We start from the raw sequence: 26,121 nt of genomic DNA, 5'->3' as shown, positions 1-26,121 counted from the left end.
CCCACCCATCACCACCCGCGGTCCCCAACCCGACATTGGGCCAGCCCCGTCACTGTCTCCGGCTAGGTAGCCGGGGCCTTGTTCGCATGTTCTGTCATTCTAGTTGTCCCACAAACCACTTTCAGCGTAAAATAGAACCACCAAAAATCCGTTCGCTTCGGAGGCTCAACAATGGCAATACGCAGTATGACCGGTTATGGTCGAGATGTACAAGTGGTCGCGGACGGTCATGTCTCCGTCGAAGTGCGGACAGTCAACCATCGGTTCTCTGAGTTTCATATTCGACTGCCACGTGAGTGGATGTTTCTTGAAGACGCGGTCCGTAAGGTGCTGGCCAGGGACATTCAACGCGGAAGAGTGGACGTATTCGTGAGTGTCGAGGGAGAACCATCGAACGTCGATGTGCACGTGAACTGGGCACTATTCGACAAGTTGGTTGAGGCTGAACGCGAACTAGTCGGACGTTTTGCTGAGGAGATTCACGTCGATACTGTGCGTGATTGGCTCAAATTTCCGGATGTTGTTCAGGTTCGACCAGTTGAACTTGCGGTCAAGGATGTGACCTGTGCTGTGAACGAATGCGTCTCTAATGCAACCCTCCTAGTCATCGAGATGCGTTCACAGGAGGGAAGCCGGCTAGCGCAAAGTTTCACAGAGAAGCTGGACCGATTGGCAGCGCATGTCAGCATTGTTCGTGACATGGATAGAGATGCCATTACCCTTCGGACAGAGCAGTTACGGTCTCGGGCAGTACAGATGCAGTTGGATATCGAACCTGAAAGGTTGGCCCAAGAAGTGGTGTTGCTTGTCGATCGCAGCGCCGTAGACGAAGAAGTCGTCCGGTTGGCAAGCCACATCGATTCGTTTCGTGAAGCATTGCATCGTGCCGGTCCCGTCGGTCGTCGGTTGGACTTCATCGTTCAGGAAATGCACCGAGAGGTTAACACCATTGGTTCAAAATCGAACGACGCAAGGATCGCTCACGAGGTTGTCGAAATGAAAGTACTGGTCGAACAATTGCGCGAACAGGTACAAAATGTAGAATGAGTGAACCGATTTCCATTGGGCTCATTGTGAAGGATGGTATGGATGACGAGAAAGGGACTCCTGTTCGTCTTGAGCGGCCCATCCGGTGCCGGCAAAGGGACGGTCTGTAAGGCGCTCATAGAGACCAAATTTCCCATGAAAGTTTCGGTTTCCGTGACAACGCGTGCTCCCAGAACAGGTGAGCAAGAGGGCGTAAACTATTTCTTTCGTTCAGTCGAGCAATTTCAGGAAATGATTGCGGCTGATGAGTTGCTAGAGTGGGCCAAAGTGTATGACAATTTTTACGGTACACCTCGATCTTTTGTTGACGAGCAGTTGGAAAACGGCAATGATGTATTGCTGGAAATAGATATTCAAGGAGCTATGCAGGTCAAGCAAAGGTTTCCAGACGGTGTTTTCATCTTTCTCATTCCTCCGTCGCAGGCTGAACTGGAATCGCGAATTCTCGGCCGTGGATCGGAAACACAGGAGTCCTTTAATAAGAGGACATCCGCTGCCAGGCAGGAATTGCAGAAAATGCGTGAATACGACTATGTTGTCGTCAATGACGTCATTGATGAAGCGTGTCGGCGAATTCGGTGCATTATTGAAGCCGAGCATCTGCAGGTGAAACGCAATCTGCACCTTGTGCAGTCGTGGTAGAACCGTGGTGCGTGGCCTTCGTATGCCACTGTGAGAAGGGATTAACCGTTCAAATCGCAGGCAAGGTGTCATAAATTTAAATGGGGTGAAGTTATGTTATATCCTTCTATTGATAAGCTCATCGATTTGTGCGGCAGCAAGTATGCGCTGGTCGTCGTGACGGCGAAGCGTGCGCGCAGATTACAAAATGAAACGTTGACTCAGCCGGGCTCGTCAACCACTCGTAACGTGAGTCGTGCACTGTGGGAGATTGGCGACGGCAAGATTGCTGTCGAAGGGAAAGGGCCACAAGCGAAGTAAACGTCTGCGCTCTAAATGAAGGGAGGCAGAGCAACCAACCATAGGTTGTTCTGCCTTTCTTCGTGCGTATTGAGTCATGGTCAGAGGGGGGCTTGGCACATGGAACAGAAGTCTATTTTAGTTGGCGTTGGCGGGGGAATTGCCGCATACAAATCTGCCGCACTATGCTCATTCCTGGTCAAACGGGGTTTTGACGTGCAAGTGCTGATGACTGAGCATGCGACAAGGTTTATCCAACCGCTGACATTGCAGGCGTTGACAAAGCATCCTGTGATCTTTGACACCTTTGCCGAGCCAAACCCGTCGGAAATTGCTCATATCGCGGTTGCGGATAGAGCGCTTCTGTATGTTATTGCACCTGCGACCGCGAATCTCATCGCCAAGCTAGCGCACGGTTTAGCAGACGACATGGTCACCACGACAGCACTGGCGGCGACGTGTAAGACGGTCGTTGCGCCGGCCATGAATGTCCATATGTATGATCACCCAGCTGTCCAACACAACCTCGGTATTCTTCGTGAACGAGGCGTGATCGTCATGGATCCAGGAGAAGGGCCTCTTGCCTGCGGCTACACTGGCAAGGGCCGGATGCCTGAGCCGGAAGACATTACGTCGGTCATTGAAGCCCTGTTATCCGAGAGCCGGGACCTGCTTGGGCTTCGCATCGTCATTACCGCTGGGCCCACAGTGGAGGATATTGATCCGGTTCGCTATCTGTCAAATCGCTCCAGTGGAAAGATGGGATATGCATTGGCACGACAGGCTGTTGCCAGGGGAGCGAGTGTGACGCTGGTCTCTGGGCCAACGCATTTAGATCCGGTCAGTGGTGCCAAAATGGTTTACGTCCGAAGTACGGAGCAAATGCTGAGCGGTGTTCAGGAAGCCATGGAGGATGCGGATGTCCTCATTGCTGCAGCTGCACCGGCCGACTATCGCCCTGCTCGCGTCTTTGGACAGAAGTGGAAGAAGCTGGACGGACTGCCGCAAATCGAGTTGGAAGAGACGCCTGATATTCTTGCAACCATCAATCGATCAAGAGTCCATGGGCAGACCCTTGTCGGTTTTGCCGCTGAAACTCGGGATGTTGTGTCGTTCGGTAAACGGAAATTAGAAGAAAAAGGACTGGATCTCATCGTTGTCAACGACGTCAGTCAACCTGGTGCAGGGTTTGACGTGGACACGAATCAAGTGGTCCTGCTGTCAAAGTCGGGAGACGTGGATCCATTGCCCATGATGGCTAAATCGAGTGTCGCGGATCGGATCCTCACACAAGTAAAACAGATCCGTGGGCAGCGCAACGGGGAAAGGACAGTATGACTCGAATCGGCACGGTGGTTGAGGTCATTATCGATTCGCCGGGTCTTGCATTGGACAAGCCGTTCAGTTATTACGCTCCCGAACATCAAACAGCCTCTGTCCAGGCTGGTCAACGTGTCGTTGTGTCCTTTCACCATCAACACAAAGCGGGCATCATCTGGGCAGTTCGCCCCAATGAGGAAATCACGGACAACATGAAACCGTTGTTAGATGTGGTTGATGAGCAACCCGTACTGACGCGAGAGCAATTAGAGTTGGCAGAGTGGCTATGCACACGCTATGTGTGCACACTGAATGACGCACTGAGCGCCATTTTGCCAGGGGCCTTTCGTGTAAAAGGGAAGATGACCGTTAGGCTTGGTACGTCTGTGGATGTCCCGGATGATGTTTTAGCCACGCCCCTGTGGAAATACGTCGCCGACCATTCGCCGTCCGTCAAAGAGGTTTCGGCGAAGTTCGGAAGGACTGGAAAGGCTCAGTTGGACGCATGGTTGGAGCATGGATTTCTTGTTCAGCACTTGGCGATTCAAGAAGAAGTGAAAGCATCCGTGAAAAATTGGATCGTTGCCGAGAAACCTTCATCAGCGCTTCTTGCAGCTGCTCAAAATCGGGAGAAGAGGGCACGGCGTCAGGCAGATTTGTTGCGCCAATTAGCGGAATCCGACCGTGGAGAAATTGAGTGGAGTCGCCGCGTGTACAACAAAGGGACGGTTGCCGCCGTTGTGTCCGAAGGTTTGGCTTCGGTGGACGAACGGCCGACGTCACGACTCTCTTGGGTGGAAGTTCCAGCTGCCGTAGCTCCAGTCCTCACAGAGGGACAATCACGAGTTGTCTCACGCATCGGCATGACTTTGGACGCTGGAAAACATCAAACGTACCTTTTACACGGTGTCACGGGAAGCGGTAAGACGGAAGTCTACATTCGCTCGATTGAAGCCACACTTCAAAAAGGGAAGAGTGCCATCGTCTTAGTACCTGAAATTGCACTGACTCCGCAAATGGTTGGACGGTTTTATGCTCGATTTGGCGAGCGTATCGCCGTCCTTCACTCTGGTCTGACCATGGGTGAACGCAGAGACGAGTGGGGAAGGATACTGCGTGGTGAAGCGAACATTGTCATCGGTGCGCGATCAGCGGTGTTTGCACCCGTCACCAGACTTGGTTTGCTCATTGTCGATGAGGAACACGAGCCTTCTTACAAACAGGAGGAATCTCCGCACTATGATGCGAGAGATGTTGCGATCCGACGGTCGGAAACGTTTGGTGCTGTCACGTTGTTTGGTTCTGCGACACCATCCCTGCAGGCATTACACCTGGTTGAACAGGGTCAAGCGCAGATTTTGATGCTCCCTGTCCGGGCTAATAAGCGACCGCTGCCGCGTGTGGATGTGATCGACATGCGCGATGAACTCCGCGAGGGGAACAAGTCATTGTTTAGTTCGCGTCTTGCGGACGAGATCGAAGCGACGGTAAGCGCGAATCAGCAGGTCATTCTCTTCCTCAATCGACGCGGGTACGCTGCGTCCATGCTATGTCGCGCTTGCGGTGAACGGATCCGGTGTCCACACTGCGACATCAGTTTGACGGTGCATAGGCAAGGCGGGCAAATGTCGCTCAGGTGCCACTATTGCGCTTACGAGGAGCCGTACCGGGCGAATTGTCCTGCCTGCAAGGAGCCGGCCTTGCGTGCATTTGGTATTGGAACTGAGCAAATTGAAGAGGCGCTTAAGGAGCAGTGGCCCCATCTGCGTGTGCTCCGCATGGATGTCGATACGACGCGCACGAAAGGTTCTCTGCAGCGGATTGTGGAGGGTTTCGAGCGGCGCGAGGCGGATGTGCTGATTGGGACACAGATGATAGCGAAAGGGCTGGATTTTCCGCACGTTCGGCTTGTCGGTGTCATCGCAGCGGATACAATGCTCTCTGTACCCGATTACCGTGCGAACGAGCGGACGTTTCAACTGTTAACGCAGGTGGCGGGACGCGCAGGGCGAGCCGAAACGGATGGCGTGACAATTATTCAAACGTATCGTCCTGAACACTTTGCTATCACGGCATCGTCGAGGCATGATTTTCAAACATTTTACCAAGAGGAACGATCGCAACGAGAAGTGTTTCGCTATCCGCCATTTTGTGAGATGGCCGTGTTCCTCGCGTCGCACGAGGATGAGCGTTTGGCGCGCGGAGCTGCCAGCCGATTCGAGCGGGAACTGCGCAGGGCATCCCTGCCGGATGACGTTGCGATTATCCCGGCCTCACCGAGTGGAATTCAGCGGATAGAAGATAAATTTCGCTATCAGGTTGTGTTAAAGTATCAGCATTGGGACTCTGTTCGGGCAGTTGTCGATGGTGCATTTCGTTTGGTGAAACTGAAGATGAATCAATACGGCGGTGCTTGTCGCTTGGACGTCAACGCCCAGCGAATTGGATGAACAACGTACATTTGTTGAGAGGAGGCCTTTAGATGGCCATTCGCATCATTCGTAAGGGAGAAGACGAGGCGTTACGGCAAAAGGCAAAAGAGGTTACAAAATTCACACCAGCAATCCATAAGTTACTGGATGATATGGCTGAGACGATGCGGGATGCAGATGGGGTCGGTCTCGCAGCGAACCAAATTGGCATCTTAAAGCGCCTCATTGTCATGGACGTAGGCCAGGGACTCATTGAACTTGTCAACCCAGAAGTCATTGAGAAACACGGAAGCCAATACGGACCTGAGGGATGTTTGTCTCTACCGGGGATTTCGGGCAAAGTTGAACGGGCAAACTATATTCGTATTCGGGCTCAAAATCGGTATGGTGAACCTTTTGAGTTAGAAGGGCGAGAACTCTTGGCTCGTTGTATTCAACACGAAATGGATCATCTGGACGGCATCTTGTTTACGGATTATTTGCGTCCTGACGAAATCGAACGAGTTACGGTTGAGGAGCGTTCTTGATGACAGTAAAGGTCGTGTTCATGGGCACGCCTGACTTTGCGGTGCCAACGCTAGATGCGTTGGTGGCGCAAGGCTGGGACGTGTTGGTTGTCACGCAGCCGGATCGGAAAGTGGGGCGAAAGCGTGAGCTGACACCGCCGCCGGTAAAAATTGCAGCGCTTCGGCATGGACTCACGGTATTGCAACCCGATCGAGTCAGGCAACCGGAAGTGATTGCGAAGCTAGAGGCGTTTCAGCCGGATTTATTAGTGACGGCTGCCTATGGTCAGCTGTTACCGCAAGCGGTATTGGATCTGCCTGCGAACGGTGCAGTCAACATGCACGCTTCGCTGTTGCCGCGCTGGCGTGGTGCAGCGCCCATTCACAGGGCCATTATGGCAGGTGACGAATCCACGGGCGTCACATTAATGGAAATGGTTCAGGCACTCGACGCAGGGCCGATTGTTGCCGTCCGTGAAATCCCCATCCTCGATACGGATGACGTCGGTACCCTGCATGACAAATTGGCGGCTCTAGGTGCCGAAATGGTGCAAAATGTGTTGCCGGCGTACATTGCTGGGACCATCGATGTCACACCGCAACCTGACGAGGGTGTGACCTATGCAGCTCGGATTGAGCGCAAAGACGAGTTTATTTCGTGGAATCGGCCCGCCAAGGACGTTCTGCGCCATATTCGCGGGCTTTCACCTTGGCCAGGAGCGAGCGGTTCGCTCGACGATCAAGACATTAAGATATGGTCGGCCGAAATCTCTACATCGTCCATGGCTTTGAGGCCTGGAGAAGTCGGTCGGCATGGCGGATCGATCCTAGTTGGTTGTCAAGACGGCACCTTGGTACTTGGTGACGTGCAACCGGCTGGTAAGAGAAAAATGAACGCTGTGGATTGGTTTAGCGGGTTGCGTCGAGATCGAGTACAGCTTCTGGAAGGGCAGTCGCAATGAAGCAGACGGCACGGGCGGTCGCATTTCAGACGCTTTCAAGAGTGTATCAGGACGGAGCGTATACGAACGTCGCATTGCAACATGCACTGTCTACCAGCAACTTGGCGCCAAGGGATAAAGGGCTGTGCACGGAGTTGGTGTACGGGACGATCCGCCGGCAGATCACCGTTGACGCACTGTTGCAGTCATACGTGAAGAGGCGTTTAAGCGATTTGGACCCTGAGGTTTTGACGATTCTTCGGATGAGTGTGTATCAACTGGCGTTTTTGGCACGTGTCCCTGCTTATGCCGTCATTGACGAAGCTGTTGAGCTGGCCAAGCGGCACGTGAGGTCTGCCAGTGGGCTGGTCAACGGTGTTTTGCGCAGTTTCGGTCGAGATGATCTGTCGACAGATGAAAAAATTGATCGAGTGATTGGGCAAAAACGTGTCGATGATGCGACCCGTCTTGGTATCCGTTACGGTTACCCGACGTGGATGGTCAAGCGCTTTGTCAAAGCGTACGGATTCGATCGGGCAAGTGCGATTTTACAAGCTTGCAACGAGCCGGCACCACTGACGATTCGTGTGAACACGTTGAAGACGAGTGTCGAGACCATGACGGTTGAGATGGGTCAAAGTGGAGCAATTGAAGTCGGCGCTGGACGGTTGTCGCCGTATGCGTTGACTGTGCACTCGACAGTGGATGTGGAGACATTTGAATGGTATCAACAAGGGTATGGTACCGTCCAAGATGAGGGTGCAATGCTTATCGCCCCGCTCCTTCACCCAGCACCAGGTGAGCACATACTCGATATGTGTGCGGCCCCAGGCGGAAAGACAACGCATATCGCAGAACTCCAAGAAGACAGAGGTTATATCGACGCGTACGATGTGTACCTTCAGAAGGTGAAAACAATTCAAGCTGCCGCACGAAGACTGGGTTTGCAGAGTATTACTTCGCGGCTTGGAGATGGCCGCGATTTGAAGATCGCAGGTAAAGTTTACGACGCGATTTTGGTCGATGCCCCGTGTAGTGGACTCGGCGTCATGCGGCGGCGACCAGATATTCGACATCGCCGAACAGCGTCGGATATCACCGCACTGTCAAAATTACAAGTGGAGTTGCTCGGTGCCGCGTGTCGAGTTGTTCGTTCCGGCGGTATTGTCGTGTACGCGACGTGTACACTTTTACCCGAGGAAAACGAGCAAGTGGTGCAAACTGTGTTAAATGAGTTCGCAGGGACCATGACATTAGAAGATATATCCGCTGATGTGCCGGCGCTCTTGCGAGATGATATACAGGACGGCCTTGTTCTGACACCAGAACGGTTCGGCACGGATGGTTTTTATATGGCACGTTTACGAAAGAAGTAGGAGGTGACCTGGATGGTCCATTTATATGATTTCAGATTAGCGGAACTGACGGAGTGGTTACAGGAAGAGTTCGGGGAACCTGCTTACCGTGCGAGACAGCTGTTCGAATGGATGTATCAGAAACGAGTTACGACGTTCGAAGAAATGACCAATTTACCGAAGTCTCTTCGTGTTAAACTCGAAGAGACTTGCAGATTGGGAACAGCGGAGGAAGTGACCCATCAAGCTTCGAAAGTGGATCCGACGACAAAGTTCCTGCTCGGTTGGCCGGACAACGTTACGGTCGAGACGGTTCTCATGCAACACAATTACGGGAATAGCGTTTGTGTTTCGTCTCAAGTTGGCTGCAAAATGGGTTGTACTTTTTGCGCGTCAACTTTGGGCGGTATGATTCGCCATATGACGGCCGGTGAAATGGTCGAGCAGTTGCTCTTTAGTCAACGGTTACTCGATCCGTCTGGTGAACGCGTCTCGTCCATTGTCTTGATGGGTTCTGGCGAGCCGATGGACAACTATGAACAGGTGATGAAGTTTATCGACATTGTAAGTGATCCCAAGGGCCTGGGCATTGGACAAAGGCATATCACCATTTCTACCGTCGGTTTGGTTCCGGGAATCAAGCGTCTCGCTGATGAGGGTCGACCCATTACCTTGGCTGTGTCCTTACACGCCGCCAATGATGAACGTCGCTCATCGATGATGCCGGTTAACAAAGCTTATCCGATTGCCAAGCTGATGGATGCATGTCATTATTACAATCAAAAAACCGGCAAGCGAATCTCCTTCGAATATGCTCTTGTCGGGGGTAAAAACGATACGCTCGAGGATGCGAAGGAATTGGCGGATTTGCTCAGGGGGCTTCCTTGTCACGTGAATTTGATCCCGGTCAATTACGTTCCGGAGCGAAATTACGACAGGACGCCGAAGAAGCAGATTTATGCGTTTTGGAATGCACTTCAAGAATACGGAGTGAACGCGACAATCCGTCGCGAAATGGGGCACGACATTGCGGCCGCATGTGGGCAGTTGCGCGCTCAACATATGAACAAGCAGGCTCAGTAATGTTGTAAGGGTGTCTTTGACGTACAGGGGTGTTCATTGAATGTTGTACGCTGCAAAGTCTCACATTGGATTAGTCCGAAGGATGAACCAAGACGGTTACATCATTGTACCCGATCTTGTCGCTGGTGAACTGTTTCTTGTAGCAGATGGAATGGGTGGCCCGTCCGCCGGCGATGTGGCAAGCCAACTTGCTGTAGAACACGTCAGTTCATATATAAAAGAACATGATGATGCCGAGAACGACCCGTCCGACGTGTTGTTAGCGGCTATTCACCATGCCAACGAAGCGATTTATGAGAAGGCCATGGGGAATTCGTCTTACCACGGTATGGGGACAACTATCGTCTGCGCGCTTGCCGATGCACAGCAGATACACTTTGCCCACGTGGGAGACAGTCGGGCGTACCTCATGACGCCAGACGGTGACTTGAGGCAAGTGACAAGGGATCACAGCCTTGTCGCAGAGTTGGTTCGACGGGGTCAGTTGACGGAAGATGAAGCAAAAGTTCACCCACAACGCAACATTGTGACGAGATCGCTCGGCACTGAACCGCGAAGTATGCCGGACGTAAACAGTGTTCCGTGGCATCCTGGGGACGTCATCCTACTCTGTTCTGACGGATTGACGAATCTAGTGCAGGACGCTGAATTATCTCAATTCCTGCGCAGGGCTCAATCATCTCGCGACATGGCCGACTTGGGACTTGTCGTCGACGAAATGATAAACCTGGCGCTAGAACGGGGCGGGTCTGACAATGTGACTGCGCTCATCGCGGTTCACCGAGAGGAGCGTGACGAATGTTGACAGCGCGCGTGTTAGGTGGACGCTATCAACTTCAAGAGCCTATCGGTGGAGGCGGCATGGCCATTGTCTACCGAGCCGTGGACACGCTATTGGATCGAGTCGTGGCGATTAAAATGCTGCGAAGCCAGTTCGCGGAAGATGACGAGTTTGTTTCCCGATTTCGCCAAGAGGCGCAGGCCGCTGCGCGCTTGTCGCATCCAAACATCGTCAATGTATATGATGTCGGAGTTGCCGAGAAAGAATACTACATCGTAATGGAGTATGTGGATGGGCCGACACTGAAGGACATCATTGTCAAGCGGGCACCACTTCCCGTTAACGAGGTTCTCGATATCACAAAACAAATTTGTGCAGCGTTGTCTCATGCGCACACTGAGCACATTATTCACCGAGATGTGAAACCACATAACATCCTGGTGAATAAATTTGGTGTCGTCAAAGTGGCTGACTTTGGTATCGCGCGAGCGGTGACGGGCAACACCATTACAGATCGACAGGCGACCTCGGTCCTCGGTTCCGTACACTATTTTTCTCCAGAACAGGCACGCGGTGCACAGACGGATGCGAAGAGTGACATTTACTCGCTCGGTGTAGTGATGTACGAGATGTTGACGGGGAGCTTACCGTTTAGCGGATCGTCACCCGTCAGTGTTGCGCTTAAACATCTTCGCGAACCCTTTGTGGAACCGCGAGAGTTGAATAAATCGATTCCACAGAGCGTGGAAAACGTTGTTTTAAGATGTATGGTCAAGACACCAGAGGGCCGTTATCCAGACATGGCCGCAGTGAAGGCAGATTTAGATGAAGCTTTGGAGCATCCGAACGTGCCCAAATTTCAGATGCCCCAAGACTACAACGACGAAACCATTGCCGTTCCCGTTGTTGGTGAGGGGTTTTCTGAGGTCTCCTCACAATTGCGGCAGTCGACGAAACCTGTGAAGCGATGGCGGAAAGTAGCTCAGGTCACTGGGATTGTTGCTGTGGCCGTCGCTGCGCTTGGAGCGGGTGGATATGCCGCCATAGCCATCGTGACCAATCTGGTGAAGGTTCCAAACCTACCACTGCCGTCGGTCGTTGGCAAACCGGCAAATACGGCCATGCAGTCGCTTGTGCAAGCGGGATTCAGCCCGAATCAGATTCAAGAGAAATACGAGTCGAATAGCAACAAACCAAAGGGTATTGTCTATGACCAATCGCCCACTGGCAACACAGAAGTGAAAAAGACGCGGGAAATCACACTTTATGTCAGCAAAGGTGCTCCGCAGATTTCCATGCCGGATGTGACAGGTCAGCCCGCTGACCAAGCAAAGCAAACGTTGGTCACAGCGGGGTTTTCTGCGAACAATATCAGTGAGCAGCAGCAGCAAAGTACAACCGTCCCGACGGGTCAAGTGATTTCCACGTCACCCGCTGCGGGAAATCAAGTGTCTACGGATGCGAAGATCGTTCTCACTGTGAGCGTACAGCAGACGACTACTGTCCCAAACGTTCTAGGGAAGTCGTACGCTGATGCCGTCAAAGCCCTGGAAGCGGCCGGTCTCCAGGTCGGCCAGGTGACGCATAAGCAGATGAGTAATATGGCTGACCAGCAGGTCTATTACATCTACCCGTACCAGGAAGGCCAGACAGTCCCAACAGGCTCCGCTGTCAATCTGGACGTGGCGGATAATCCGAACGGTGCTGGCACAGAAAACAGCACGGATAATGGAACTGCCAATGGCGGATCGACCTCTAATGGCACAGGTAACGGGACAGGTGCTAACACGACAAACGCCCAACCGTACCCTGAAACCATTTCTGTGGATGCGCCGAAGGGACCGCCAATTCATGTTCAAATTGTCATCGACGACGCGCGTGGAACCAACCAGGTGGTCGTAGACCAAACAATCCACAAGAAAACGAGCTGGCAGGAAACCGTATATCTGAACGCGGGACAAAAGGGTGACATAAAAGTGTACGAGAACGGCAAACTGGCTTACAATTACCCGGTCCAAGGGTAAATGGCGCGAGGAGGACTTGTGTGGCAACGGGACGTGTGATTCGGGCTATCAGCGGGTTTTTTGACGTCAACGACGGCGAGGTAACCCGTCGTTGCCGTGCGCGGGGTGTGTTCAAGAAGCAGGGTGTGACAGTACTCGTAGGCGATATTGTCGAATATGAGCCGATGGGATCGCAAGAGGGTGTCGTCGTATCTGTTCATCCCCGATCGTCCGAACTGGTGCGTCCTCCTATCGCCAATACCGATCACGCCCTTGTCGTGTTCTCCTTTGTTACACCTGATTTGACTCCACTCATGCTCGACAAGACCATCACGTCGGTACTCATTGCAGGTGTGAAGCCTTCTATTGTGTTTACTAAGGCCGATCTCGCAGAACCATCATTTGTCGAGGCGGTGTCTTCTCTGTATCGGAAATGCGGCTTTCAAACGCTTGCCATCTCCGCCAAACAGGGTGAGGGTGTGGAACAAGTTCGGACACTCATGCAGGGGCGGATCAATGTCTTCGCAGGCCCCTCAGGAGCCGGTAAATCAACGCTCGCTAACGCGGTAGCGCCCGGTCTCAAGTTGCAAATGGGTGCGGTGAGCGAGAAGATCGGTCGTGGCCGACAGACGACCCGCCACGTGGAATTGTTTCAGTTGGATCATGAAACGTGGTTGGCCGACGCACCAGGTTTCAGTCAGCTTCAACTCAGCGTACCAGCTCGTGAGTTAGGTACTTTTTTTCCGGAATTTCAAAAGGTAAATTGCGCCTACAGAGGGTGCTCGCATCTTGATGAGGAAGGGTGCGCTGTAAGAGCATCTGTTGAACGAGGAGAAATCGCACAGTCGCGATATGATAGTTATCAACAAATGTATCATGAAATCCGTGAACGGGAGGAGAACATGTATTGAACGTTGTTATTGCCCCATCTATCCTGTCTGCTGACTTTGGCAAACTTGCTGCCGAGGTGGAGAGTGTCGTAGAAGCTGGTTGTGACTGGATTCATATTGACGTGATGGATGGTCATTTTGTCCCGAACATAACCATGGGGCCACAGGTTGTCAGTGTCCTCCGATCACGATTCTCGTGCACACTTGACGTTCACTTGATGGTCCAGTCTCCTGAACAGGTCATTCCCGCCTTTGCTGACGCCGGTGCAGATATCATTACGATACACAAAGAGGCAACGCCTCATGTTCACCGCGCCCTTCAAATGATCCGTGGACAGGGTGTGAAAGCGGGTCTGGCGCTCAATCCGGCCACGGAGCTGGACGGGCTGACATACGTTGATGATATGATTGATCTTTTACTCATAATGACGGTTAACCCTGGTTTCGGCGGACAAATCTTTATCCCGGCCACCATTGAAAAAATTCGGTCGGCTCGGGAGCGGCTTATTCGGTCCAACCATGGGGACGTTCCGATCGAAGTGGATGGTGGAATTAACGCGTCGACGATCCAACGCGCACGAGGTGCTGGCGCAGATATTTTCGTTGCAGGTTCAGCGATATTTGGCGAGGACAATCGAAAGGCTGCTATAGATGCCTTGCGAGCAGCCGTCGGTTAACTATTTGACCACCGTACCTATGAATTTAGCCTTGTCTCAGCACATTTCGACAATTGGCGAATATACATAGTTATCGACAGAGGCACTTGCCCAGCCGTTAGTCTGGTGTGGTGCAGGTTGGACGAGGGGGGAAAGTGGTCTTGAAATTTTATACCATCAAGCTGCCGCGATTTCTGGGTGGCATCGTAAAGGCAGTCCTCGGCACTTTTACCAAAGACGCTTAATCTTTGTTCCTACACCTTCAATCGCAGCAAAGAAAAAAAGCACCTTCACAGGTGCTTTTTTTCTGTATAAGACGTCAATTATATGGCGCGCTTGACCTTGCCTGCTTTCAAACAACGCGTGCACACGCGAACTCGTTTCACAGTTCCGTTAACGTTGGCACGCACCAGTTGGATATTAGGGAGCCAACGACGCTTGCTTAACATGTGCGAGTGGCTAACCTTGTTGCCCACCTGAGGTCCACGTCCGCAAACTTCACATCGTCTTGCCATGCGAACACCTCCTTGACCACGATTGTTTTTCGTATTTTTTCGGGTTAATAAAACAAAACACTCGCCGAAATTGACCTCGTGTAGTTTAGCACACCAAATCAGTTACCGCAACTATGCTTTTGAGGACGTGCATGTTTATAGTACAATAAACGAAACACGGATAATCGGGTATCTGGATAGGGAGGGCTCCCATGCCGAAGACAATTGAGACGCAATACGGGCATATTTCCATTTCCGAGGAAGTCATTGCAACAAGTGCGGGCTTCGCCGCAATGGAATGTGAGGGACTGGCCAGCATGACATCCAGGCGCCAGGTAGTCGATAGGCTCACAGAGGTGTTCGGACGCGAAAATCCTGGTCGCGGCGTGGAGGTTCGGATCAACGCAGACGACGTCCATGTGGATTTGTTTATAGTTGTCAACTACGGGGTCAACATTTACGAGACAGCACAAACCATCCGGCAGAAGGTTCACTATGTACTGTCGGATACCATAGGCGTTGATGCGTCCACTATTAATATCTATGTACAAGGTGTTAAATTTTGATCGCTGTCGACATCAGTTGGTTTCTGGAGTGTTTTTACTTTGAATTTAGATCATGCTTCCGTTCGAGGGCTGCCCGGTGTAGGACCGGCGAAAGAAGTGACGTTGGCAGCCCTCGGCATTCATACCATTGATGATTTGCTTCATTACTTCCCATTTCGGTATGAGGACCGCCGTATCAAACCTCTAGCGGCATGGCAGGACGGCGAGCGGATTACGGTCCGTGCCACCCTTGACGGAACGGCTACAATTCGTTGGCGTGGTTCGAAATCAATGATGTCAGCCCGTCTTCGTGTCGACGGGCAGAATCTCGTCCTGGGAACTTGGTTTTCTCAACATTATTTAAAATCAAGACTGACTGACGGACGAGTGATTACGATCACGGGCAAATGGAATGCGCAAAAACGGCTCATTGTTGTCAGTGAAACGTCTTTTGATGCATCCGAAGTGCAACGTGCCAATGTCCCGTTCCTTCCTGTTTATCACGCGAGTAAAGCGTTTGGGTCACGTCAACTTCATCAATTGATTATGAAGGCTATCGAACGTCATTACAACGACATCCCAGAACGATTACCCTATGCTCTTACCCAAAAATATCGACTGCGGCCACTTAGAGATGCCATCAAAGCCATGCATCGTCCGGTGGATGCTGAAGATCTTCGTCAAGCCAGACGACGACTCGCATTTGAAGAATTCCTCATGTTTCAACTTCAATTGCATTGGTTTAGACAGCATCGCCATGAGCCAAAAGGAATTGAGAAGCGGGTCCCTGGCGATGTGCTAGGCACTTTTGTATCGCGATTGCCCGCTGCCTTGACAGAGGCGCAGCGCAGGGCATGTGAGGAAATAGCGCGTGACCTTCGCGGAACGAAAATGATGGCTCGTCTGCTGCAAGGGGACGTTGGTTCCGGAAAGACCTGGGTTGCGCTGTTTGCTTGCTATACGGCGTATTCGGCTGGATATCAATCAGCGCTGATGGCGCCGACGGAAATTTTGGCTGAGCAGCACTACCGTGAAGCGTGCCGGATTTTGTCGACCTTCGGTATGGAAGCGCGGTTGTTGACCGGAAGCGTTTCTACCAGAGAACGGACAAGTACGTTGCAGGACCTGGCTGAGCACAAAGTCGATGTCTTGGTGGGGACACATGCCCTACTGACGGATGACGTTTTGTTTGCAAAGCTGGGCCTAGTCGTAACAGACGAACAGCATCGATTTGGTGTTTCACAACGGTCTGTTCTGCGAACGAAGGGGGAATCCCCTGATGTATTGATGTTGTCTGCTACGCCAATTCCGCGAACGTTGGCACTTGCTGTCTACGGAGACGTTGACGTTTCCGTGCTGAATGAACTTCCACGGGGCCGCCAGCCCATTAAGACTGTTGCTTATTCCATGAGTCGTGAAGAAGAGGCTATACGCATTGTTCGGCGTGCATTGGCCCAGGGGCAGCAAGCATACATTGTTGCCCCAACCATCGAGGAGTCGGAGACGTTGGAGACGGCGGCTGTAACCGATGTGTTCAACCGTTTAACTGACAAGCTCGCTGGGTTTTCTGTAAGTTTATTACATGGGCGAATGTCTGCCAAAGAAAAGGAAGACATTATGCGTGCCTTCCGTGACGGACAGATACATGTTTTGGTTTCTACAACCGTCATTGAGGTCGGTATAGATGTCCCTAACGCCACTGTCATGGTCATCTATAACGCTGAACGGTTTGGACTTGCCCAGTTGCACCAATTACGTGGACGGGTTGGTCGCGGGAAGGAAGCAAGCACTTGTGTCCTTCTCGCTGAAGCGGGAAATGAAACGGCGAAGGCTCGCATTCAAACGATGGTACAGACTCAAGACGGATTTGCCATAGCCGAAAAGGATCTGGAATTACGAGGACCCGGTGAGTTTCTCGGTGTTCGACAGAGTGGGTTACCACAGTTTGCTGTTGGTGATATCGTGCGCGACCAAAACATCATGACCGTTGCGCGAGAAGAGGCAACGGCTATGCTTCAGTCGGACGAGTTTTGGCTAACGCCGAGCTATGAACCGTTGCGCGATGCAATCTCCAGCTTACCCGAACAAGCGTTTTATCGAGACTGAAAAAACGCTCACAATGTGTCGAACATGGTCGAAAATGGCAATTATAATTCCCCTCGATTCGAACATAATAGGTGTACCACGAAACGGGGAGGTGAAATGGCATGTCGAATAACAGCGGTGGAAACAGAGACCATTTGATTTCTGGTGCAAGCCAGGCTCTTGACCAAATGAAGTACGAAATCGCTTCTGAGTTCGGTGTGCAGTTAGGCGGGGAAACCGCATCGCGCCTGAATGGTTCTGTCGGTGGTGAAATCACGAAGCGTTTGGTGGCTTTCGCAGAACAGCAACTATCTGGCCGTTAAGGTTGACGTGAAACAAAAGGGCTGGCAACGTGCCAGCTCTTTTGTTTTAGTTGGCCATGCGGGCCTAGACAACAGATATAAAAACTCCTATATTTGCGGTAGACGTCGTGTAAAATTGAGGGAATTATGAACTTACGTCCAATAAAATGGTTACTCTGGCTCATGCCAAAAAGAACGTATACAAGGCTACTTGGTCAACTAGTAGGTACACGGATTAGTAAGAAGTTTATTCCTTGGTATGCAAATCATTTTCATATTTCCGAGGACGAGTTAGAAAAGCCCATGTCTGAATATGAAACGCTTGGCGAGTTTTTCTCACGTAAACTCGGTCCGGCAGCAAGGTTCATTTCAACTGGGATCGTTTCTCCAGTTGATGGAACGGTCAGTACAATGGGCACGTTAGACGGACAGCAGCTACTCCAAATCAAAGGTATGACGTATTCACTGGTAGAGCTCCTCGGGGATGATTTGGCTGCCAAGGCGTACGCTGGCGGCCAATACATCACGTTGTATCTCAGCCCTCGTGATTATCATCGCATTCACGCCCCTGTTGACTGTCAGGCAAGGCTTTACCGACATGTTCCAGGGACCCTATTCCCTGTGAACAAACACGGTATTCGACATATATCGCGTTTATTCGTCCGGAATGAACGACTTGTAACTTATTTTGAGTCAAACGTTGGGCCGTTTATTATGGTAAAAGTTGGCGCAGCAGGGGTTGGAACGGTGGTCGCCCCATACGCTGAGGCCAGAAGCAGTCGTGATAGAGGTCGTGGGCCGGTCCTCAGTTCTCCTTGCGACATGTCGTTTCGGCGTGGAGATGAAGTGGGTTTCTTTGCGTTGGGATCGACTGTTGTGCTGTTGTTTCCTCCCGTGTCACAGATAACATGGCGCGTTCAAACGGGTGATTCCGTTCGTATGGGACAAACCATCGCAAATGTGGAATGAATGACATGATCTGGGGAGTGTGGAACTTGGAATCCGTTCCAGTCGGCTCTCTGGACTTGCCCGTATGCATGAAAACTTGTACATTGTACTAGGAATAGAATAAGGTCTACATACGAATTGTTGGGGTGAAACGTCAACGTGAAAATTATGATCGCCGGTGGTGACGGTTTTTGTGGATGGCCGACAGCACTGTACTTTTCGCAAAAAGGACATGAAGTCGCCATTGTTGATAACCTAATCCGTCGAGAATGGGACAAAGAACTCGGGACACAGTCGTTAACGCCGATTGCTTCAATGGATGAGCGCCTGGCTACGTGGAAAGAGAAGTCTGGCAAGTCCATCAAGTTTTATCTTGGAGACTTGCAGGACTATGACTTTGTCGAGCACATTTTCAAAGACTTTGAACCGGAAGCATTCGTACACTATGCAGAACAACGCTCGGCTCCCTATTCGATGATTGACCGCGAACATGCTGTCTTCACACAGGTCAATAACGTCGTGGGTAACTTGAACGTTCTGTTTGCGATGAAAGAAATCACCCCAGATTGCCACCTCATTAAGTTGGGTACAATGGGTGAGTATGGAACGCCAAACATTGACATCGAAGAGGGATATATTCGCATTGTCCACAAAGGGCGCGAAGACGTGTTGCCATATCCCAAGCAGCCGTTTTCCTTCTATCACCTCTCAAAAGTACATGATAGCCACAACATTCAGTTCACCTGCAGGTCCTGGGGAATCCGAGCAACGGACTTGAATCAGGGTGTAGTTTACGGCCTTTGGACAGACGAAACAAAACTGGACGAGAAGCTGCACAATCGCATTGATTTTGATGGCGTGTTTGGTACAGCACTGAATCGCTTCTGCATTCAAGCAGCTGTGGGACATGAATTGACTGTATACGGTAAGGGTGGACAAACTCGGGCGTTCCTGGATATTCGTGATACGCTTCAATGCGTAGAGTTGGCAGCGCTCAACCCAGCCGATCGCGGTGAGTTCCGTGTCTTCAACCAATTTACGGAGCAATTCTCCGTCTTGGAACTGGCAGAACGCGTACAGGCGGTCGCACAAAGGATGAATATTGATGCGAACATAGCGCATCTTGAGAACCCGCGTGTGGAAAAAGAGGAGCACTACTATCATGCAGTTCATACGAAACTGCTCGATTTGGGACTTCAACCGCATCTGTTGTCGGATGACTTGATTCAGGGTTTGATCGAGACGGCCCAACAGTACCGTGATCGTGTGGATTTCAATGTAATCCGCCCAAATGCAACCTGGAGGTAAGGTTTTCAAATGAGAATTGCGATGTTTACGGAGACATTTCTACCGTCGACCGATGGGATTGTGACCCGCTTGTGTGCCACCTTGAAACACCTTGAAGAAGAGGGGCATGAGGTGCTGCTGTTCGCTCCATCTGGTGCGCCGGAGAAGTATGCCTCCGCGACCATCGTGGGAATTCCTGCTATGCCGTTCATCCTCTATCCGGAAAAGAGGTTTTCGCTTCCGTTGCCAAGGATTGGACGCCATCTCAGGAAGTTTCAGCCGGACTTGATCCATTCGGTCAATCCGGCCTTTCTCGGCATTGGAGGCATCTATTACGCATGGCGTTATCACCTGCCCCTGATTGCGTCGTATCACACAAATGTTCCCGCGTATGCACGTCACTATAAGTTAAACTTCCTCGAGCCCGCTCTTTGGTGGTACTTCAGAACCCTGCACAACCGGGCAAACTTAAACCTGGCCACGTCCCGAGCAACCATGAACGAATTGGATAAGCAAGGTTTTCGAAATCTGGGGTTGTGGGAGCGCGGAGTCGATGTGGAGGTTTTTCAAAAGGCGTCACGATCCGAGGAAATGCGAAGTCGGCTTGCGCCAGGCGCAGGCGTAGGTGATCCGGTTCTTCTCTATGTTGGTCGACTTGCTTCGGAGAAAAACATCGAGCGAATCCGACCCTGCCTGGATGCCATTCCAAACCTTCACTTGGCGATTGTGGGTGATGGGCCCTATCGACCAGACCTAGAGCGTATCTTTGCGGGTACAACTGCCAATTTTACGGGTTATATGCACGGCACTGAGTTGGCAACGGCGTACGCTTCAGCGGATGCATTTTTGTTTCCGTCAACGACAGAAACGCTTGGTCTGGTGTTGTTCGAGGCCATGGCCACCGGATTGCCCGTTCTTGCGGCGGATAGCCCGCCGACGAGAGAGGTTCTCGAGGAGGGGAAGGCGGGGTTTATCTTCGACTCTTCATCCACTGAGTCGATGATTCAGTTGGTGAAGGACATGATTCATGATGAAGCCCGTCGTGAAGTGGTGAGAAATCGCGGTCTCGAGATTGCTAGGACACTGGATTGGCGGGGACCCAGCGAGCAATTGTTGCGACACTACGAGTCGGTGTGCAAGGCACACGGGATTTTATCCCAGCCCGTTTCATCGAGCTCTCGACCATAGTAGAGGACCATAAACAAGGCGCATCCATTGTCGGGTGCGCCTTGTTTATGTCTTTGTATCACATGCTTGCCAGAAGTGTTTCAACGTGCTTCGCTCGCCACAGCAATTCCGCATCGTGGCCGTATCGACCGACCAATTGCAGCCCGAATGGGAGACCATCTATCGCCCCTGCTGGGAGGGAGATGGCAGGGACCCCGGACAGGTTCCACGGATTGGTGAATCTCGTCATGAGGGAGCGTAAGTCGTGTTCATCGCCCTGTGACACAGTGATCGTAACCGTCCCTAGCAAGGGAGCTGCAACGGGCGTTGTCGGCAACATCAACACGTCGGCGTCTCGCAGCCAATCATCCACTAGGCTGCGGAAGACCTTCTGAAAGGCGATACCTCGCATATAGGCTTGCGTGGTTGTGCCTTGTTGAGCGTGTTGAAGGCGCTCGCGGACATCGACACTGTAGAGGTCAAACATCGACTTAAGTTGGTTTGCATGGACCGCTGCGGCTTCACCACTCATGATTGCAAATTGGTGCGTCGCAACGTCGTCTTCGTCAAAGTCGATAGATTTGACCACTTGCACGTAATTCGCTCGTTCCAATGCACTCAGTACAGTTTGAAAGGCGTTCGCTACTTCAGTTGTTGCGAACCGTTCGATCAATTGCTTTGGCACGCCCACACGAATCGGCGAGGAGGGAACCGGCCAACGATTGATGCGCTCGACCAAAGACTGATTGCCGTGGAGGTCTGCCATGATATCGACCAATAGGGCCGCGTCCGTGACCGTAAGGGTGAGTGGACCGACGTGATCGAGCGATGGAGCCAGTGGATAGACACCCGCCGTCGGGACAAGGCCGTGGCTTGGCTTGAACCCCACGATGCCCGTTAGGGATGCTGGAATCCGAATGCTCCCACCAGTGTCTGTACCGACACTTGCAAGTGCCATGTTAGATCGAACGGACGCAGCACTACCGCCGCTCGATCCACCGGTCATCCGCGACACATCCACTGGATTGCGCGCTGGACCAAAGTGTTCGCTTTCATTTGTGATCCCGTATGCAAATTCGTGTAAGTGGGTCTTGCCGAGGATTATTGCGTGTGCGCGCTCCAGTCGCTCCACCACTACGGCGTTTTCACTCGGACGCTTGTCGAGGTAAACGCGACTACCATAGGTGGTGGGGGCAAAATTCGTGTCAATTAAGTCCTTGATGGATACCGGCGCGCCTGCCAAGGGGCCCAGCCCGGCCGGGTGGTGCTCGCGCATAAAGTCAATGCTCGATGCCGCTTGTCGTGCACGGTCTGCACAGACCGTAAGATAAGCGTTCAATGATGTATTCAATTCTTCGATCCGCCTAAGGTAGGACGCGGTTACGTCAACAGCCGAACAGCGCGCTCCATGGAATATCTCCTGCCACGCTAGGAGCGAGGTCGGCAAATGTTTCACGGACATGTGGGTCGAACGCTCCTCTGAAAATCGTCGTTAATTTACTTGAATGACGAGCATCCCAGCCCGCTCTAATTGGCTCACCAACTCTTGTAATCGTGGTGACTTGGTGACTTTCAAAATGACGCGACGATTCAAGTTCTCACCAGCATCGAACGGTACACATGTCACGACACTCAGGCCGAGCCGATGGGTGATGTTAAAGAGTCGTTCAAATGCACCTTCCACTTCGGGTACACCAAGGAATAATCGATCCGCATCCACATTCGAGGCAAATGCAACAGACAGTGCATTTTGAACGGCGCTTCGCTTGACGATCCCAAGCAGTTTGCCGTCGTCGACTATAGGTACAAATGGAATTTTAATAATGATTGCAATTGTGTCTTCAAAGTGGTCGTTTAGGGTTAAGGTTGGGACGTCACGTAGCAAACACTGTGAAATCGGTTGCTGTTTGAATTCTGTGAAGGTCATGGGGTTTGCCTGTTCAAATGCTTCGAACACGGTACGTTTACTGACAATGCCAACAAACGATCCATTTTTGTCCACACAGGGCAAGCTTAAATGCTTCGACATTTTTACGAGTGCTGTTTCTATTTGCTCGTCTGGATGAATTGATGTCAATTCGTTCAGTGGTGTTAAGCAGTTCCGAATAAACACGAAATCTCCACCCCCATACTTTGGTGAAATTATACTACGATGGCTGGGTTATAGGGAGATTTACTTTTGATGTGTGCAAATGAAGAAACCCACGCCCGGGTACGCGTGGGTTTCTTGTGCTTTCCATCGTGGTTAGCACGTTTCTGGGAGAGGAGAAACCGGATGAAGAGTGGATGGGGACACCTTTCTCTTCACGCACGGTTGCCTACAACAGCTATCGCCGTTGCTTAATCCTAGTATCGACGAAAGTGACGACAGGCATACCTAATTTCTTGCGAAACATTGCAAGCTTTCTTCCTTTTACGAGGTTCGAGTCGTGTGTTACAGTGAAAAATAACAACTGAAGAGTCAAACAGGAAGAGGAACAACATGCGTGTGATTGCAGGTAAGTGGAAAAGTCATATGTTGAAAGCCCCAAAAGGGTCGGACACAAGACCGACGACGGATCGGGTAAAAGAATCCATGTTCAATTTGCTACCGCATCAATTGGAGGGTGTCGTTGTCGATTTGTTTGCGGGATCAGGGGCGCTCGGGATCGAAGCATTGAGCCGCGGGGCCGAATCTGCAGTTTTCGTGGACGCAGATAGACGGGCCGTGTCGGTCATCCGTGACAATCTAACGCGACTTGGCGCACTTGAACAAAGTCGTGTTTGGTCTTGTGATTGGAAGTCTGCCATTCGGCGTATTCCGAGCGAAGTGGGTTCAGTGACGTGGATTTTTCTCGATCCGCCTTATCGAGCTCATCTTTGGGAGCCAGTAATGCAGTCGTTGAGCGATTTTCCACTTACGGGCGGCGTGTTGTGTGAAATGCCCAAGGATGTTTCTTTGCCGGACGAAATAAATGGGCTTGTTCAAGTGAAATATAAGGTCTATGGCGATATTGCTGTAGGTATCTATACGAAGGAGTCCCAAAAGGTTCACAGGTAAGACTCGAGCTGGGGCACCGTTTGCTCGGAAAAGGCGCACGGAGCGTACTTGAGTACGTGAGTACGACTTTTCCGAGCGAACGGCGTCCCGGCGATGGGGCCTGGTCCCCAGTGGGGACCGTTAAGGCCGGGCAAGCCCAGGAGAGTTCTGTGAACCTTTTGGGACCTCTATACGATGAGAAAGTGAGATGTATGGTAGTGCCTCGTGCAGTATATCCAGGTACGTTTGATCCAATAACGCTTGGGCATCTCGACATCCTAAAAAATGCAGTTGTTTTGTTCGACGAAGTCGTTGTCGCCGTCATGCATAATCCGTCCAAGCAGCCCTTATTTAAACTTGAAGAACGAATTGAAATGGTCCGACAAGCGACTCAGGAGTGGACGAACGTGAGCGTCGATTCGTTTTCGGGACTCCTGGTTGATTACTACTTGGACAAGGGATTCCAAGCGGTCGTTCGCGGTATCCGAAATGCTTCCGATCTGCAGGTGGAAATGCAGATGGCACACATGAACGAGGCACTCAATCCCCAACATCACACAGTATTCTTTCCAACAACACCGAAGTATTCATTTGTCAGTTCATCCTTGGTGAAGGACGTAGCCATGCATGGTGGTGATATATCCCAGTTTGTTACACCACAGGTTAACGAGGCAGTCCGTAATCGGTTAGGGGAGAATCCGTTTCAGGTGAAGAGGTGATGCATGTGCGTATTGCGTTGGCTCTCGGCTCGGGTGGGGCAAAAGGCTTTGCCCATATTGGGGTCATCTCAGCCTTGTCCGATCACCATATACCGATTCACGCTATTGCCGGATCGAGTATGGGCAGTCTAGTCGGCGCATGTTATGCAATGGGGACATCGCCCAGGATGATGGAAGGAATTGCGGTTGCGCTGAAGCGTCGTCTTTGGCTTGACTTCACGGTCCCAAAAATGGGATTGATCCAAGGTGACAGAGTACGGGAAGTCGTTGCCTTATTAACCCGAAATGGCCGCATTGAGGACGCAAACATTCCTCTTGCCATCGTTGCAACTGAGTTGCTATCCAGGCAGCGTGTCGTCTTTCGTTCCGGCTCCATTGCGGATGCTGTACGAGCAAGTATTTCCATCCCGGGTGCTTTTGTTCCGTTTATCCGAGATGGATCGGTTTATGTGGACGGGGGAGTACTTGACAGAGTTCCTGTGCGTGCAGCGTGGGAGCTTGGAGCGGATGTGGTCATTGGTGTGGATGTCGGAATGACGCCAACAGGTACCGTGCCGGGATCGATGATTGATGTCATCATGCAAAGTCTTGAGATCATGCAAGATCAAGTTCACGCCACAGATAGCCAGACGGCGTCCATTACCATTGTGCCGGAGGTATCACACATTGGTACTGCGCAATTTTCCCGGGCCGGTGAAGCGATTGACTTGGGGTACCAAGCAACGGTGCGCAGAATACCTGAAATTACATCATTGCTTGGAGAAAAAGTTCAGCACCAATAAGTTTGACAATTCGACAACGAGTTACCGTGCATGGGACAGAAGGGGACGGGGTTCATGCAGTTAAACATCAAATCGATTAAGCGAGAAGGACAGCTTGAGTTCGACGAGACGGTCCGTCTTCCACGAATTGCTCGTGAAGATGTGGATATCGCCGATGTTGGGCCAGTTCATGTCAAGGGAACAGCTACCTGGGCGGATCCCCTACTCATGGTTGAAGGCGAAATCAATACGATGATCACGTATATATGCAGTCGTTGTTTGACGCACTTTGATAGGCCATTGACCACAAGTGTGTCAGTTACCTACACGACGGATGACGTACAAGCAGACGACGAGATCAAACGTGCGCCTGATGACGTTCTGGACCTCACGTCAGATTTGGAGGAGAGCATTTTTCTAGCTGTTGACGATAAGCCTCTCTGTCGGAAAGATTGTAAAGGATTGTGCCCGGAATGCGGCGGGAATCGCAATGAGCAAACATGTAGTTGCGATACTCGAAAAGTTGATCCACGCTTGGCTGCATTAAAAGACTTGCTTTCGGACGATGATTCAGAGTAAGATGATGGGCGGTAGTCTGTAAAGGAGGTGTCCGCTGTGGCTGTACAACAACATCGTAGTTCCAAGACGAGAAAACGTCTGCGTAGAACGCATTTTAAGTTAGAAAAACCAACCTTGGTGATTTGCCCGCAATGTGGGGAATACAAACTTCCACACCATGCGTGCAAAAACTGCGGTACGTATAAAGGACGAACGGTTCTCGCAGTTAAGTAAGGTTCATACAATGAAGTGACCGACCCGGTTTCGGGTCGGTCCTTTTTATAACGGGCCGCGTGGAATG

General features: G+C 51.5%; 28 protein-coding genes. 25 read left to right on the top strand and 3 right to left on the bottom strand.

The features are described from left to right. Positions 1-171: 171 nt before the first annotated feature. The 14 genes from NZD86_RS14515 to spoVM all read left to right on the top strand — a co-directional run bounded on the left by NZD86_RS14515 (position 172) and on the right by spoVM (position 14,180). The gene (locus tag NZD86_RS14515; protein WP_268042786.1) at positions 172-1,047 is read left to right on the top strand and encodes a YicC/YloC family endoribonuclease; all 876 of its coding nucleotides are present in this window, start codon (positions 172-174) and stop codon (positions 1,045-1,047) included. 42 nt (positions 1,048-1,089) lie between these two features. Then, positions 1,090-1,689 (top strand): guanylate kinase, encoded by a 600-nt coding sequence (gmk, locus tag NZD86_RS14510; protein ID WP_268042785.1) that lies wholly within the window; start codon positions 1,090-1,092, stop codon positions 1,687-1,689. A gap of 93 nt (positions 1,690-1,782) precedes the next feature. Continuing rightward, positions 1,783-1,989 (top strand): DNA-directed RNA polymerase subunit omega, encoded by a 207-nt coding sequence (rpoZ, locus tag NZD86_RS14505; RefSeq protein ID WP_268042784.1) that lies wholly within the window; start codon positions 1,783-1,785, stop codon positions 1,987-1,989. Between the two features lie 99 nt (positions 1,990-2,088). After that, complete coding sequence (coaBC, locus tag NZD86_RS14500) at positions 2,089-3,306, top strand: bifunctional phosphopantothenoylcysteine decarboxylase/phosphopantothenate--cysteine ligase CoaBC (protein WP_268042783.1); 1,218 nt, start codon at positions 2,089-2,091, stop codon at positions 3,304-3,306. Further along, on the top strand, positions 3,303-5,738 hold the full coding sequence (priA, locus tag NZD86_RS14495; protein ID WP_268042782.1) for a primosomal protein N': 2,436 nt from the start codon (positions 3,303-3,305) through the stop codon (positions 5,736-5,738). The genes coaBC and priA overlap by 4 nt, the downstream gene beginning before the upstream one ends. A gap of 32 nt (positions 5,739-5,770) precedes the next feature. Next, positions 5,771-6,247, top strand: a complete 477-nt coding sequence (gene def, locus NZD86_RS14490) for a peptide deformylase (protein WP_268042781.1) — start codon at positions 5,771-5,773, stop codon at positions 6,245-6,247. Continuing rightward, complete coding sequence (gene fmt / locus NZD86_RS14485) at positions 6,247-7,188, top strand: methionyl-tRNA formyltransferase (RefSeq protein ID WP_268042780.1); 942 nt, start codon at positions 6,247-6,249, stop codon at positions 7,186-7,188. The genes def and fmt overlap by 1 nt, the downstream gene beginning before the upstream one ends. Next, positions 7,185-8,543 (top strand): 16S rRNA (cytosine(967)-C(5))-methyltransferase RsmB, encoded by a 1,359-nt coding sequence (gene rsmB, locus NZD86_RS14480; RefSeq protein WP_268042779.1) that lies wholly within the window; start codon positions 7,185-7,187, stop codon positions 8,541-8,543. The genes fmt and rsmB overlap by 4 nt, the downstream gene beginning before the upstream one ends. Before the next feature lie 12 nt (positions 8,544-8,555). After that, positions 8,556-9,605, top strand: a complete 1,050-nt coding sequence (gene rlmN, locus NZD86_RS14475; protein ID WP_268042778.1) for a dual-specificity RNA methyltransferase RlmN — start codon at positions 8,556-8,558, stop codon at positions 9,603-9,605. A gap of 40 nt (positions 9,606-9,645) precedes the next feature. Next, positions 9,646-10,410, top strand: a complete 765-nt coding sequence (locus NZD86_RS14470) for a Stp1/IreP family PP2C-type Ser/Thr phosphatase (protein WP_268042777.1) — start codon at positions 9,646-9,648, stop codon at positions 10,408-10,410. Then, the gene (pknB, locus tag NZD86_RS14465) at positions 10,404-12,410 is read left to right on the top strand and encodes a Stk1 family PASTA domain-containing Ser/Thr kinase (RefSeq protein ID WP_268042776.1); all 2,007 of its coding nucleotides are present in this window, start codon (positions 10,404-10,406) and stop codon (positions 12,408-12,410) included. The genes NZD86_RS14470 and pknB overlap by 7 nt, the downstream gene beginning before the upstream one ends. Positions 12,411-12,430: 20 nt before the next feature. After that, positions 12,431-13,300: a ribosome small subunit-dependent GTPase A gene (gene rsgA, locus NZD86_RS14460; RefSeq protein WP_268042775.1), complete on the top strand. Its 870-nt coding sequence runs from the start codon at positions 12,431-12,433 to the stop codon at positions 13,298-13,300. Further along, positions 13,297-13,956 carry a ribulose-phosphate 3-epimerase gene (gene rpe, locus NZD86_RS14455; RefSeq protein WP_268042774.1) on the top strand — a complete coding sequence of 220 codons (660 nt, stop codon included), beginning with the start codon at positions 13,297-13,299 and terminating at the stop codon, positions 13,954-13,956. The genes rsgA and rpe overlap by 4 nt, the downstream gene beginning before the upstream one ends. 140 nt (positions 13,957-14,096) lie before the next feature. Continuing rightward, the gene (gene spoVM / locus NZD86_RS14450) at positions 14,097-14,180 is read left to right on the top strand and encodes a stage V sporulation protein SpoVM (RefSeq protein ID WP_268046887.1); all 84 of its coding nucleotides are present in this window, start codon (positions 14,097-14,099) and stop codon (positions 14,178-14,180) included. A 78-nt stretch (positions 14,181-14,258) separates the two neighbouring features. Here spoVM and rpmB read toward each other — a convergent pair whose 3' ends face one another. Next, the gene (rpmB, locus tag NZD86_RS14445; protein ID WP_268042773.1) at positions 14,259-14,450 is read right to left on the bottom strand and encodes a 50S ribosomal protein L28; all 192 of its coding nucleotides are present in this window, start codon (positions 14,448-14,450) and stop codon (positions 14,259-14,261) included. Positions 14,451-14,641: 191 nt separating this feature from the next. Between rpmB and NZD86_RS14440 the strand changes: the two genes are divergently transcribed. The 6 genes from NZD86_RS14440 to NZD86_RS14415 all read left to right on the top strand — a co-directional run bounded on the left by NZD86_RS14440 (position 14,642) and on the right by NZD86_RS14415 (position 20,784). After that, the gene (locus NZD86_RS14440) at positions 14,642-14,995 is read left to right on the top strand and encodes an Asp23/Gls24 family envelope stress response protein (protein WP_268042772.1); all 354 of its coding nucleotides are present in this window, start codon (positions 14,642-14,644) and stop codon (positions 14,993-14,995) included. Positions 14,996-15,034: 39 nt separating this feature from the next. Continuing rightward, complete coding sequence (recG, locus tag NZD86_RS14435; RefSeq protein WP_268042771.1) at positions 15,035-17,080, top strand: ATP-dependent DNA helicase RecG; 2,046 nt, start codon at positions 15,035-15,037, stop codon at positions 17,078-17,080. Between the two features lie 101 nt (positions 17,081-17,181). Further along, positions 17,182-17,382, top strand: coding sequence for an alpha/beta-type small acid-soluble spore protein (locus NZD86_RS14430; protein WP_268042770.1), 201 nt, complete (start codon positions 17,182-17,184; stop codon positions 17,380-17,382). Positions 17,383-17,544: 162 nt separating this feature from the next. Next, the gene (gene asd, locus NZD86_RS14425; protein ID WP_268042769.1) at positions 17,545-18,330 is read left to right on the top strand and encodes an archaetidylserine decarboxylase; all 786 of its coding nucleotides are present in this window, start codon (positions 17,545-17,547) and stop codon (positions 18,328-18,330) included. A gap of 138 nt (positions 18,331-18,468) precedes the next feature. Beyond that, entirely contained in the window at positions 18,469-19,617 is a 1,149-nt protein-coding gene (locus tag NZD86_RS14420; protein WP_268042768.1) for an NAD-dependent epimerase/dehydratase family protein, read from the top strand. A 9-nt stretch (positions 19,618-19,626) separates the two neighbouring features. Next, complete coding sequence (locus NZD86_RS14415) at positions 19,627-20,784, top strand: glycosyltransferase family 4 protein (protein WP_268042767.1); 1,158 nt, start codon at positions 19,627-19,629, stop codon at positions 20,782-20,784. 58 nt (positions 20,785-20,842) lie between these two features. Here NZD86_RS14415 and NZD86_RS14410 read toward each other — a convergent pair whose 3' ends face one another. Both NZD86_RS14410 and NZD86_RS14405 read right to left on the bottom strand, forming a co-directional pair. Then, on the bottom strand, positions 20,843-22,225 hold the full coding sequence (locus NZD86_RS14410; protein ID WP_268042766.1) for an amidase: 1,383 nt from the start codon (positions 22,223-22,225) through the stop codon (positions 20,843-20,845). Between the two features lie 30 nt (positions 22,226-22,255). After that, positions 22,256-22,876: a CBS domain-containing protein gene (locus tag NZD86_RS14405; RefSeq protein WP_268042765.1), complete on the bottom strand. Its 621-nt coding sequence runs from the start codon at positions 22,874-22,876 to the stop codon at positions 22,256-22,258. A gap of 369 nt (positions 22,877-23,245) precedes the next feature. On the opposite strand from NZD86_RS14405, the gene rsmD reads away from it, so the two are divergent. From rsmD to rpmF, 5 genes are all read left to right on the top strand, one after another. Beyond that, positions 23,246-23,803 (top strand): 16S rRNA (guanine(966)-N(2))-methyltransferase RsmD, encoded by a 558-nt coding sequence (gene rsmD, locus NZD86_RS14400; RefSeq protein ID WP_268042764.1) that lies wholly within the window; start codon positions 23,246-23,248, stop codon positions 23,801-23,803. 191 nt (positions 23,804-23,994) lie between these two features. Then, entirely contained in the window at positions 23,995-24,501 is a 507-nt protein-coding gene (gene coaD, locus NZD86_RS14395) for a pantetheine-phosphate adenylyltransferase (protein WP_326492673.1), read from the top strand. Then, positions 24,501-25,283 (top strand): patatin-like phospholipase family protein, encoded by a 783-nt coding sequence (locus NZD86_RS14390; protein ID WP_268042762.1) that lies wholly within the window; start codon positions 24,501-24,503, stop codon positions 25,281-25,283. The genes coaD and NZD86_RS14390 overlap by 1 nt, the downstream gene beginning before the upstream one ends. A gap of 54 nt (positions 25,284-25,337) precedes the next feature. Beyond that, positions 25,338-25,841 carry a YceD family protein gene (locus tag NZD86_RS14385; RefSeq protein ID WP_268042761.1) on the top strand — a complete coding sequence of 168 codons (504 nt, stop codon included), beginning with the start codon at positions 25,338-25,340 and terminating at the stop codon, positions 25,839-25,841. A 36-nt stretch (positions 25,842-25,877) separates the two neighbouring features. Further along, positions 25,878-26,054: a 50S ribosomal protein L32 gene (gene rpmF, locus NZD86_RS14380; RefSeq protein ID WP_268042760.1), complete on the top strand. Its 177-nt coding sequence runs from the start codon at positions 25,878-25,880 to the stop codon at positions 26,052-26,054. The last annotated feature ends 67 nt before the right edge of the window (positions 26,055-26,121 follow it).

It is taken from the genome of Alicyclobacillus dauci (assembly GCF_026651605.1).
Classification (GTDB): Bacteria; Bacillota; Bacilli; order Alicyclobacillales; family Alicyclobacillaceae; genus Alicyclobacillus; species Alicyclobacillus dauci.
Note: the sequence above shows the minus strand (reverse complement) of the source record. Positions and strands in the feature narration are given on the sequence as shown.

Coding starts and splice junctions, on each gene's coding strand:
- NZD86_RS14515 (WP_268042786.1), top strand. CDS start 172: ATGGCAATACGCAGTATGACCGGTTATGGTCGAGATGTACAAGTGGTC.
- gmk (WP_268042785.1), top strand. CDS start 1,090: ATGACGAGAAAGGGACTCCTGTTCGTCTTGAGCGGCCCATCCGGTGCC.
- rpoZ (WP_268042784.1), top strand. CDS start 1,783: ATGTTATATCCTTCTATTGATAAGCTCATCGATTTGTGCGGCAGCAAG.
- coaBC (WP_268042783.1), top strand. CDS start 2,089: ATGGAACAGAAGTCTATTTTAGTTGGCGTTGGCGGGGGAATTGCCGCA.
- priA (WP_268042782.1), top strand. CDS start 3,303: ATGACTCGAATCGGCACGGTGGTTGAGGTCATTATCGATTCGCCGGGT.
- def (WP_268042781.1), top strand. CDS start 5,771: ATGGCCATTCGCATCATTCGTAAGGGAGAAGACGAGGCGTTACGGCAA.
- fmt (WP_268042780.1), top strand. CDS start 6,247: ATGACAGTAAAGGTCGTGTTCATGGGCACGCCTGACTTTGCGGTGCCA.
- rsmB (WP_268042779.1), top strand. CDS start 7,185: ATGAAGCAGACGGCACGGGCGGTCGCATTTCAGACGCTTTCAAGAGTG.
- rlmN (WP_268042778.1), top strand. CDS start 8,556: ATGGTCCATTTATATGATTTCAGATTAGCGGAACTGACGGAGTGGTTA.
- NZD86_RS14470 (WP_268042777.1), top strand. CDS start 9,646: ATGTTGTACGCTGCAAAGTCTCACATTGGATTAGTCCGAAGGATGAAC.
- pknB (WP_268042776.1), top strand. CDS start 10,404: ATGTTGACAGCGCGCGTGTTAGGTGGACGCTATCAACTTCAAGAGCCT.
- rpmB (WP_268042773.1), bottom strand. CDS start 14,450: ATGGCAAGACGATGTGAAGTTTGCGGACGTGGACCTCAGGTGGGCAAC.
- NZD86_RS14440 (WP_268042772.1), top strand. CDS start 14,642: ATGCCGAAGACAATTGAGACGCAATACGGGCATATTTCCATTTCCGAG.
- NZD86_RS14430 (WP_268042770.1), top strand. CDS start 17,182: ATGTCGAATAACAGCGGTGGAAACAGAGACCATTTGATTTCTGGTGCA.
- asd (WP_268042769.1), top strand. CDS start 17,545: ATGCCAAAAAGAACGTATACAAGGCTACTTGGTCAACTAGTAGGTACA.
- NZD86_RS14415 (WP_268042767.1), top strand. CDS start 19,627: ATGAGAATTGCGATGTTTACGGAGACATTTCTACCGTCGACCGATGGG.
- NZD86_RS14410 (WP_268042766.1), bottom strand. CDS start 22,225: ATGTCCGTGAAACATTTGCCGACCTCGCTCCTAGCGTGGCAGGAGATA.
- rsmD (WP_268042764.1), top strand. CDS start 23,246: ATGCGTGTGATTGCAGGTAAGTGGAAAAGTCATATGTTGAAAGCCCCA.
- coaD (WP_326492673.1), top strand. CDS start 23,995: ATGGTAGTGCCTCGTGCAGTATATCCAGGTACGTTTGATCCAATAACG.
- NZD86_RS14390 (WP_268042762.1), top strand. CDS start 24,501: ATGCATGTGCGTATTGCGTTGGCTCTCGGCTCGGGTGGGGCAAAAGGC.
- NZD86_RS14385 (WP_268042761.1), top strand. CDS start 25,338: ATGCAGTTAAACATCAAATCGATTAAGCGAGAAGGACAGCTTGAGTTC.